Source organism: Glycomyces sp. NPDC050141 (assembly GCF_055586545.1).
The window spans coordinates 24409-34961 of record NZ_JBVJHZ010000052.1 but is presented as its reverse complement, the minus strand read 5'-3'; the positions used below and the strand labels follow the sequence as shown (position 1 = coordinate 34961).

The window sequence follows — 10553 nt, the reverse complement described above, 5'->3', positions numbered from 1 at the left end:
CCCCCCCCCCCCCCCCCCCCCCCCCCCCCCCCCCCCCCCCCCCCCCCCCCCCCCCCCCCCCCCCCCCCCCCCCCCCCCCCCCCCCCCCCCGCCACTCCTTAGATGACGACGCCCTCGATCTCGAAGGTCTGCACCGTGTTCGCCGGGAACGCCCGCGAGAACCGCTTGGACGCGACCTGCGTGTCCGTGTACCGCGCGTACCGCTCGGTGCCGCCGGTCTGGGTCGACCAGCGCGTGACCGTCCCGTTCGGCACGGTGGTGAACCGCGAGAGGTCGTACGTGATCGTCTGCGCCGTACCGTAGTTGGTCGTGATGAGCACGAGCCTGCGCGCGGCCGGGTCGTAGGCCGCGATCGTGTTGCCCTCGCCGCCGTCGATGATGCGCATGCCGGGCCGGATGTGCCGCGCATACTGGGCGTACACGAAGTACTTGGCGTTCGCGGAGCCGAGCGTGCCGGTCTCGTTGTTCGCGTCGATGAGGCCCCAGCCGCCGCCGTCGAGGACCTGCCAGTAGCACCACGCGGTCGGGTGCAGCCAGCGGAAGTCGAGGTTCAGGTTGCGCGCCAGGCGCATCCCGGTGGCGTCGTTCTCGCCGTACTCGGAGTTCCAGAGCTTCTTCCCGGCGGCGCTGACGGCGCTGTAGACGGAGTCGCGCCGCCCGCCCTCGTACTGGTAGCCGTGGACGTTGACCTTGCCGATCTTGCCCTTCGCAGAGCTGGTGAGCCCGTTCCAGGTGCTCACCGCCTGGTCGTACAGGGACTCGTCGGAGGCGGTGATCGGCATCCACGACAGCCCGCGCGCGTCCAGCTCGGTCCGGAGGTGGTCGATGACGACGGACTGGGTCGCGACCTCGAAGTGGCACCCCTCCTGGGTGCCGGTGGCGGTCCACCAGTTCGCGATCGGCTCGTTGAACGGGTCGACGTAGTCGAAGTCGACGCCCCAGTTGTCGTGCGCGTACTTGGCGACCGTGGCCATGTAGACGGCGTGCTGCTGCCGGTTCCACGACTGCAGGTTGTCGGCGCTGCCGCTCGAGCCGCCGGAGGGGTTGTGGTTCACGCACATCCACCACATCGGCGAGTTCGAGAACAGCTCGAAGAGGTTCGCGCCCCGGTCGCGGGCCTTCCACATGAGGTTGCGCTGGGCGCTGTCGACGAACCAGTCCCAGCTCGAGGAGGCCGGGTCGCTGGAGTTCCAGTCCTTCCAGTACCCCTCGATCTGGCGCGAGGCCATCATGTTCGGGGAGACGCTCATCGATTCGCCGTTGATGGAGTTCCACGAGCACGCGCCCGCGTTGTAGCGGACGATGTTCATGCCCAGGCCCGGCAGGGTCGCGCCGCCGAAGGACACGCTGCCCCGCGTGAACATGATGTCGGCGAGGTCGTCGCGGTTGCCGAAGGCCTTGCCCCACCAGGCGAGCGAGGTGCCCCAGCCCTCCCAGGTGCCCCAGTTCACGCCTGGGGCCACGGTGGTCGTGTAGTCGGCCTGCGCCGCGCCGGGCACGGCGAGGGCGCCGACCGTGCCGGCGCTCGCGGCGGTGAAGAGGGTGCGACGACGCATGGGGAACCTCCATTGGTCCGGGAAGGCCTCCAGGATCGCAGCACGAAAAGAGAAAGTCAAATGCTTCGATAAAGGGGAAGCGGAAGTGCCCCGCGTGACAAGAGCACAGGATCCGGCACCCGGCCCCGGGTAGGGTGGGGCCCGACTGCGAGAAAGGGACCACCTATGACCGTCAGCGTGCTCTTCATCGGCGGCACCGGCCGCATCTCCACCTCCTGCGTCTTCGAGGCCGTGCGCCAGGGGATGGACGTCACGGTGCTCAACCGCGGCCGCACCGCCGAGCGGACCCTCCCGCCCGAGGTCGCCCTGCTCACCGGCGACGCTGGCGACCCGCAGTCCGTGCGCGACGCCCTCGGCGACCGCACCTTCGACGCCGTCGTCAACTGGGTCAACTTCACCCCCGAGCAGGTCGAGCGCGACATCGAGCTCTTCGCCGACATCACCGGCCAGTACCTGTTCATCAGCTCCGCCAGCGCCTACCAGACCCCGCCCGCGTACCTCCCCGTCACCGAGTCCGCCCCGCTCAAGAACCCGTTCTGGCAGTACTCCCGCGACAAGATCGCCTGCGAAGACCTCCTCGTCAAGGCCTGGCGCGAGCGCGACTTCCCGGCCACGATCATCCGCCCCTCGCACACCTACGACGAGACCATGCTGCCCTTCGACGGCGGCTACACCGTGGTCGACCGCATGCGCTCGGGCAAGCCCGTCATCGTCCACGGCGACGGCACCTCACTGTGGACCATCACCCACGCCCGGGACTTCGCCGTCGGCTTCACCGGCCTCCTCGGCAGGGCCGAAGCCCTCGGCGAGGCCTTCCACATCACCGGCGACGAGGCCCCCACCTGGAACCAGATCTTCGGCTGGGTCGCCGAAGCCGCAGGAGTCGAACCGAACCTGGTGCACGTCGCCAGCGACGCCATCGCCGCCGCCGACCCCCGCTGGGGCGCCGGGCTCCTCGGCGACAAGGCCCACTCCATGGTCTTCGACAACACCAAGGTGAAGCGCCTCGTCCCCGAGTTCGGCCTCGGCGCGACCCCCTACCGGCTCGGCGCCCGCGAGGTCATCGAGTGGTACGACGCCCACCCCGAGCACCAGAAGGTCAACGCCGACGCCGACAAGACCATGGACTGGCTCGCCGAACGCTACGCGCCCAAGGCGATGTAGCTAGTCCCGCACGAGCTCCCAGCCGTCCGGCACCAGGTCCGCGTCCTCGCACAGGAGGGCGCGGCCCTCCTTCACCCTGACCTTGTCCACGTACACGCCCCGCCCCTGATAGGCCGGGTCGCTCGTGTACCGCCAGCGCACCCGCGTCGTACCGTCCGGCAGTACCGCGTCCGCGTCGATCCACTGCCGACCCGCGTAACCGGAGAACACGCCCTCGGTCCGCCAGCAGTGGTCCTCCGTGCGCAGGTCCAGCGGCACGGCCGTCCACACGGCACCGTCCGCGCTCGCCTCCAGCACCGCCTGGTCCGCGACCTCCGTGTCGTACCAGAGCGCGAACGAGGCCTTCGCCCCCGCGACCGCCCTAGGCAGTGCCCCCGTCAGCGTCGCGGTCACCGCGTCCGCCTGCCCCGCATACCAAGCCGTGCGCCCGGTCTTCGGCTTCACCGGCACCGCCCGGCCCATCGGGCGGCTCGCCGCCCGCCGGTAGGCGCTGGCCGTGCCCCAGTTCCGCGTCGGGTGCACCCGGTTGGTGAGCAGCACGAGCAGGGTCCCCGCGAGCGGGTCGAGCACGATCGACGTGCCCGTGTACCCCGTGTGGCCCACGGTGACCGGCGAGCTCATCGCGTCCATGTACCAACGCTGTGAGAGCTGCCAGCCGAGGCCGCGCGCGGCGCTGTCGCCCATCCCGGCGTTCATGTCGGTGAAGATCAGGCGGGCGGTGCTCTCGGTGAGGATCTCGGCGCTGCCGTAGCGGCCGCCGTTGAGGATCATCTGACCGAACACGGCGAGGTCCCATGCTGTGGCGAACACCCCGGCGTGCCCGGCGATGCCGCCGAAGGCCCACGCGTTCTCGTCGTGGACTTCGCCGTGGACCATGCCCCGGCCGGTCCACGGCTGGTACTCGGTGGCGGCGGTCCGCGCCCGGTCGACCGGGTTGTACCCGGTGTCCTTGAGGCCCAGCGGCTCGCAGATCAGTTCGTCCACAAGGGCGTCAAGCGGCTTCTCCGCCACGATCTCGAGGATCTTGCCGAGCACGATCAAGTTGAGGTCGGAGTACTCGTAGCCGCTGCCGGGCGGGCGCCGCAGGGGCCGGGCGTAGATCGCCTCCATGCGCGCCTGCTCGTCGGGCAGGTTGTACAGGTTGATGAACGCGATCATCCCCGAGGTGTGGGAGAGCAGGTGCCCCAAGGTGATCGGGGTCTTCTGCGGGTCGAGCGCGTCGAAGTCCGGCAGGTACTCGACGACGGGCAGCTTCAGGTCGATGAGGCCTTCGTCGATGAGCGCGCCGGTCACGGTGGCGGTGAACAGCTTCGAGATCGACGCGAGGTCGTAGACCGTTCCGGTCTCGGCCTCCAGCCATTCACTCCGCGGCAGCTCCACCGCGGTCTTGGTCGCCTCGTCCCACCCGGAGTAGCGGAGCCGGTGCCCGCCCGCGGCGTGCTCGACGACGATGCCGTCACGGGCGGCGACGACGGTGTAGCCGGGGAACGCGGGCGTCGTCCCCTCCATGAACGCGTCGAGGCCGGGCGTGATGCGTCCGATGTGGTCTGCGGTGAGGCGGGCATCACCGCACGAGCCGTACCGCAGCTGCGCAGGGGTTTCAGGGAACGTCACGTCGTAGGGGCCGGCCGTTGGCGGGCCGGTGAGTTCGGGCATGGAGGGGATCTCCTCGGCGTTGGCGCGGGAGGCCAGCGCGAGCGCCAGCGCCGCCCCCGCCGCGCCCCCGAGCATGGTTCGACGCTGCATTCGTGTCTCCTGGTTATCGTGCCATCACTAAGCGGTGCGGCGATAGAGCAAGTACGGTTCTCTTTGCTCGGAAAACGCATCCAATTCCTCGGCCCACAGCGGCGTCACGTCGTCGACGTCCGCGCCGGCCTCGATCGCCAGGCGGACCGCCTGATTCCCTGTCAGCTTGTCCAGCCAGAACGAGGTCGTGTCCTGCGAGCGCCACCCGTACTGCGGGAAGGCGCGCCGCTGCTCGATGATCATGGCCAGGGCCGTGCGGATCGGGTCGAACTCCCGCCGCTCGCGCACCTGCAGCTCGACGCCGCCGCAGACCTTCCCCGACCACTTCGAGAACGTCGGCGTGAAGTACGCCTCGCGGAACCGCGTGCCCGGAAGCCCTTGCACCGCCTCGGCCCACGTGTGGTCGATCCCGGGCGCGCCCAGCAGCTCGAACGGCTTCGTGGTGCCGCGCCCCTCCGAGAGCGCGGTCGCCTCGAACAGGCACGTCCCCGGGTACGCGACTGCCGTCTCCACAGTGGGCATGTTCGGCGACGGCGCGACCCACGGCAGGCCCGTCTCCTCGAAGTACATCTCGGGCTTCCAGCCGCGCATCTTGACCACAGTGAGGTCGGCCGGTGCCGCCACGAACTCGCCGTTGAACAGCGACGCCAGCTCGCCGACGGTCATCCCGTGCCGCTGCGCGATCGGCTTGAGCCCCACGAACGTGGCGTGCTCGGGGTGCAGGACCGGCCCGCTCGCCCGCTGGCCCGTACCCGGGTTGGGCCGGTCGAGCACGACGAACCGCAGCCCGAGCTGCCCGGCCGCCTCCAGCGCGAGGTACATGGTCCAGATGTACGTGTAGAACCGCGAGCCCACGTCCTGGATGTCGAAGACCAGCGTCTCGACCCCGGCCTCGGCCAGCAGCTCCGCCATCTGGTCCTTGTTGTTGTACGCGTTGTACACCGGGATGCCGGTCTTCGGGTCGAGGAAGAAGTCCTCGCCCTGCCCGGCCTGCGACACCCCGCGGAACCCGTGCTCGGGCCCGAACACGGCCACGAGGTCCACTCTGCCGCTCTCGTGCATGAGGTCCACCTCGTGGCTCAGGTCCGGGAGCACGCCCGTCGGGTTCGAGATGATCCCGACCTTCTGGCCCGCGAGCTCGGCGAAGTCGTTCTCGGCGAGCACTTCGATGCCGGTGCGGACCCGCCTGCCGTGGGCCGCGGCCGGAACCGCGGCGGTGGTCGCGAGCGCGGCCCCGGCCAGTGCGCTCCCCAGGAGCCTCCTGCGCTGCATGGCAATCCCCTTACTCGTACGAGAGGCCGTGGCCGAAACCGAAAAGGACGGACGCGGGGTCGTCGGCTCGCGGGATGTCCACGGGCAGCCGCCCCTGCGGGTTCAGGTGCCCGAGGACGGTTGCGACCGCCGATTCGAGCCCGTCCGCCGAGTACGAGTACGTCGCCAGGAACGCGTTCACGTCCTCGCCGAGGTACGCGATGTCGTACGGGTTCCTCACCGCGAGCGCCACCACGGGAATCCCGGTGCCCGCGAGGGCCTTGACGAGGGCGGCCTGCGCCGGGTTGTCGGCGACGCCGTTGGTGCTCACCACGATGAAGCCCTTCCCGGCGCTGGCGGCGACGGCGGCGTCGATCTGCGCCTGCGTCGGGGCGATGCCGGTGACCGCGCGGGTGGGGGTGAAGCCGCGCTTGGTGAACTCGGCGGTGAGCACGTTCGTCGTGGTCTCGCCCCAGCCGGTGACCAGCAGCGCGCCGCCGTCGACAGGGATGGGGAGCGTCCCGTCGTTGGTGACGAGGGTCGTGGTCCGGTCCGAGAGCGCCTGGGCCGCTTCGAGGTGCGCGGCGGCGCCGACGATCGAGGCCACTTCGTCGGGGTCGGCGTACGGGTCGTCGTAGAGCCCGAGCCGGTACTTGAGGCCGAGGATGCGGGTCACGGACTCGTCGATGCGGGCCTCGGTCAGCTCGCCGTTCGCGACGGCCGCGAGGACCGCGTTGAACGCGAGGTCGAGGTCGACGGGCATGAGCAGCATGTCGATCCCGGCGAGCAGCGCCAGCACGGGAATCCGGTCGTCGCCGTAGCCTTCGCGCACGCCTTCCATGGCGAGCGAGTCGGTGACGATGACGCCCTCGTACCCCAGTTCCTCGCGCAGCAGCCCGGTGAGGATCGGCTTCGAGAGGGTCGCGGGGGTGAGGGTCGGGTCGAGGGCCGGGAACTGGATGTGGGCGCTCATGATCGCGCCGACCCCGGCTTCGACGGCGGCCCGGAACGGCGGGGCGTCGATGTCCTGCCACTCCTCGTAGGTGTGGTCGATGAGCGGCAGGTCGACGTGGCTGTCGTCCCGGGTGTCGCCGTGCCCGGGGAAGTGCTTCACCGTGGCCGCGAGGTCGCAGCGGGCCTGGTACCCCTCGACCTGCGCGGCGGCGAACCCGGCGACGTGCTCGGGGTCGGAGCCGAAGGAGCGCACGCCGATCACCGGGTTCGCCGGGTTGACGTTGACGTCAGCGTCGGGCGCGAAGTTCACGTTCAGGCCCATCGCGCGCAGCTCGGTGCCGGCGATGACGGCCGCGTCGTAGGCGGCCCCGGTGTCGTGGGTCGCGCCGAGCGCCATCGCCCCGGGCAGCTGGGTGGCGGGCGCGGTGATGCGCACGACGAGTCCGTGCTCCTGGTCGGTGGCGATGAGCAGCGGCTCGCCGCCGTCCGCTGCGGACGCGGCCTGGAGCCCGTTGGAGAGCCCGGTGATCTGGGCCGGGTTCGCGACGTTGTTCGACCAGGCGAAGTAGATGATGCCGCCGGGCTTTTTGGCGGCGATGAGCTCGGCGGCGTTGTTCACGCCGTGCGTCTCCTGGTTCTTCGCGACGTCGGCGGCGTCGGTCGTGTCGGCCGTGCGCCCGTACGCGTACACGGTGAACAGCTGGCCGACTTTCTCTTCGAGGCTCATGGCCTTCAAGCGGCGCTTGACGAACCGCTTCTCGCCCCGGTCGCCGTGGGCCTCGGCGGCGCTCGCGGTGGCGGCGGCCGCTGCGGCGCCGAGGGCGGCTGCGAGCACGGTCCGGCGGGGATGCGTCATGGGCTCCTCCAGGTGGGGCGGGGATCGGGGGCGGAACATTATCCCTATTGACCCGATCGGCTCATCCTGGCAGAAAACTTCATGTGAAGGCAAGACTACGGAAAAAATTTTCAAATGAACGTTCAGGCGAGCGCGGGCTCCCCGAAATGGAGCGTCCCGGCGTCCGCGTCCAGGGTCGCCTTGAGCCCCAAGGGAATCGTGAAGGAACCGGCGCAATGGCCGAAGCGGAACTCCTCGACGACCGGGATGAACCTCCCGATGAACTGCGCGCGCAGCACCTCCCGCACCGCTTCGTAAGGGCCGCAGTCGGCCCAGGAGCCGAGCACCACCCCCTCGATCCCGTCGAAGTACCCGGCCCTCCAGAGCTGGGTCAGCGCCCGGTCGATCCGGTACGGCGCCTCGCCGATGTCCTCCAGGACCAGCAGGCCGCCCGTGACGTCCGGCCGGTGGTGGAAGGTCCCGGCCTCCCCGGCCAGGATCGTCAGCGTCCCTCCGAAGGTGACGCCCGTGGCGGTGCCGCCCCGCATCGGCTTCGCGGTGGGCGAGGCGATCCGCTGCACCCGTTCGGGTTCGAACAGGGTGAGCCGCAGGTGCTCCTGCATCTCGAGGTCGTCGGCGAACCGCGACCAGCTCGGCATGGGGCCGTGGACCGAGGCCGCCCCCAGCTCCAGGGCGATCGCCTCGTGCACGGCCGTCATGTCGCTGAAGCCGACGAACGCCTTCGGCTCGACCTCGCGGAGCGCCTCCCAGTCGACGTGCTCGATCATCGCCTGCGAGCCGTAGCCGCCGCGCGCCGCGATCACGGCCGCGATCGACGGGTCCAGCCAGGCCCGCGCGAAGTCGGTGACGCGGTCCGCGGTGGCCCCGGCGAACAGTCGCCATTCGTCGGCCGCGTGCGGCATCACGACCGGCTCCAGGCCCCAGCCGCGGAGCACGTCGAGCCCAGCGTCCCAGCCGCCCGGAGGCGTGGGGCTCGCGGGGGAGACGATCGCGACCCGGTCGCCCGGGACGAGCCGCCTCGGGCGGCGCAGCGGTTCGAGGCTCACGGCTTCAGCTCCAGGTCGATGTCGGGGCCTTGGAAAGCGAAGACCTGCGCGTACAGGGCGTGCTCGGCGAGCACCGCGTCAATCACGGTGGAAGCGCGCCGGAACCCGTGCTGCTCGCCCTCGTAGGTGCGGTAGGCGTGCGGCACGCCCCGGCCCTCCACGGCCCGCAGGAGCTGCTCGGCCTGCGCGGGCGGGCAGATCTCGTCTTCCAGGCCCTGCAGCAGGATGAACGGCACCTCGATGCGGTCGGCGTGGTGCACGGGCGACCGCTCGGCCGACCGCTCCTCCAGGACCCCGGGCGGGCCCACGAGCGAGTACACGTACTGCGACTCGAAGTCGTGCGTGCCGTCGCCGGACCAGCCTGAGAGGTCCAGGATCGGGTACTTCACCACCGCGCACGCGTAGACCCCTTCGGCCGCAGGAGAGGTGAGCGACGCGGCCGCCGTCCAGCCCCCGGCGCTGCCGCCCCGGATCGCGAGCCGCGCCGGGTCGGCCGTGCCCTCGGCGGCGAGCGCCCGCGCCACGGCCGCGCAGTCCTCGACGTCCACCTCGCCCCAGCGTTCGCGCAGGCGCTCCCGGTATTCGCGCCCGTACCCGGTGGACCCGCCGTAGTTCACCTCGACCACGCCGATACCGCGCGAGGTGAAGTACGCCAGCTCCATGTCGAGCACCGCCCGCACATGGCTGGTCGGCCCGCCGTGGACCCACACCGTGTACGGCGGCCGCTCCCCTTCGGGCCCTTCGAAGTCGGGGTTGCGCGGCGGGTAGACGTGCGCGTGGATCTCGCGGCCGTCCTCGCCGGTGAACGTGCGGTGCTCCGGAACCGGCAGATACGCAGGGTCCACTGTGTCCACGTGCGCGGCGGCGACCACGCGGGTCGTGCCCTTCACCGTGTCAACCTCGACCACCTCGTACCCGGTGCTCGGGCTCGCGGCCAGACCGTACACCCGGTCACCGACTGCCGCGATCCCCGGCGCCCACTCCGTCCACGGCCCGTCGACGAGGTTCATCCGCCGGTCCCACGCGTCGAACACGCCGAGCCGACCCTCGCCCTTCCCGTGCACCGCAGCGATATCGCCGCTCGCGAGAATCCGGAACCAGGCCTTGCCCAGGTCCCACATCGGCCCGGCGAACTCCGCCTCCGCCTCGTGGACCGCGCCCGACTCCTCGGTGAGCGGGTCGATCCAGTGCAGGTTCCACCAGCCCGTGCGGTCCCCGGCGAACACCAGCGTGTTGTCCCTCGACCATTCGACCTGCGCGATCGACTCGCCGCCGCCCCCGGCGACCGTCCGGGCCTCGACCAGGGTGCCGTCCCCGGTGATCTCGGCGACCCGCAGTTCCGTTTCATCCCAAGGCATATGCGGGTGGTCCCAGGCGATCCACGCGACCTCGTCGCCCCCGGGGCTGAGCTTCGGGCCCGTGAGGAACCGGTACGAGTCGTCCGTCAGCTCCCGCACCTGCGCGTCGTCGCCGTAGTGGCTCAGCGAGACCGCCGCGAGCACGCGGCGAACGTCCGTCGGGTTCGGCCCGGTGTGCTGCTCCAGCACCGCCCACGCCTCGAACCGCTCCAGGTCGATGACCGGATCGGACCAGCGCAGCCCCGCGGGCGTCTTCGGCACCGGCGAGATCGGGAGCGGGTCGCGGTTCCGGTCGGGCTCGAACACGTACAGGCGCTGGTCGTCGAAGTTCGTGAACACGACGACCGGGCTGCCGTCCTCCAGGATCGCGCCCGCCCACGGCCGCCCGCCGTACTCGTGGACCCGGTTGCGCACGTTCCACGGCGCGGGCAGCACCGACTCCACCGCCCCGTCCCGGGTCCGGCGCATGAGCGCCCGCCGCCCGCCCTCCTCGGGGCGCGGCTCGGTCCACCACAGCTCGTCGCCGACCGCGCCGAGGTACCCGGGCCGCCCGTCCGAAGCCGCCACCATATGGGTGGTGATCGGGGATTCCCAAGCGCCGTAAGGGGACTGCTGCACCAGT

The 10553-nt window shown here is 70.9% G+C and carries 7 protein-coding genes; 1 reads left to right on the top strand and 6 read right to left on the bottom strand.

The window, feature by feature from the left end:
* Nucleotides 1-98: 98 nt before the first annotated feature.
* Entirely contained in the window at nt 99-1556 is a 1458-nt protein-coding gene (locus tag ACZ60M_RS23160; RefSeq protein ID WP_465421248.1) for a glycoside hydrolase, read from the bottom strand.
* Between the two features lie 165 nt (nt 1557-1721).
* Here ACZ60M_RS23160 and ACZ60M_RS23155 point away from each other — a divergent pair, with 165 nt between their 5' ends.
* A complete protein-coding gene (locus ACZ60M_RS23155; RefSeq protein ID WP_465421246.1) occupies nt 1722-2720 on the top strand; it encodes an SDR family oxidoreductase in 999 nt (332 codons plus the stop codon).
* On the opposite strand, the gene ACZ60M_RS23150 is transcribed toward ACZ60M_RS23155, so the two are convergent.
* From ACZ60M_RS23150 to ACZ60M_RS23130, 5 genes are all read right to left on the bottom strand, one after another.
* The gene (locus tag ACZ60M_RS23150) at nt 2721-4466 is read right to left on the bottom strand and encodes a serine hydrolase domain-containing protein (protein ID WP_465421244.1); all 1746 of its coding nucleotides are present in this window, start codon (nt 4464-4466) and stop codon (nt 2721-2723) included.
* A 27-nt stretch (nt 4467-4493) separates the two neighbouring features.
* Complete coding sequence (locus ACZ60M_RS23145; RefSeq protein ID WP_465421252.1) at nt 4494-5744, bottom strand: exo-beta-N-acetylmuramidase NamZ family protein; 1251 nt, start codon at nt 5742-5744, stop codon at nt 4494-4496.
* 4 nt (nt 5745-5748) lie between these two features.
* The gene (locus tag ACZ60M_RS23140; protein WP_465421242.1) at nt 5749-7527 is read right to left on the bottom strand and encodes a glycoside hydrolase family 3 protein; all 1779 of its coding nucleotides are present in this window, start codon (nt 7525-7527) and stop codon (nt 5749-5751) included.
* A 122-nt stretch (nt 7528-7649) separates the two neighbouring features.
* Complete coding sequence (locus tag ACZ60M_RS23135) at nt 7650-8573, bottom strand: S66 peptidase family protein (protein ID WP_465421240.1); 924 nt, start codon at nt 8571-8573, stop codon at nt 7650-7652.
* Nucleotides 8570-10552, bottom strand: coding sequence for an alpha/beta hydrolase family protein (locus ACZ60M_RS23130; RefSeq protein ID WP_465421250.1), 1983 nt, complete (start codon nt 10550-10552; stop codon nt 8570-8572). Before ACZ60M_RS23130 ends, ACZ60M_RS23135 begins: the two co-directional genes overlap by 4 nt.
* Between the last annotated feature and the right edge of the window lies 1 nt (nt 10553).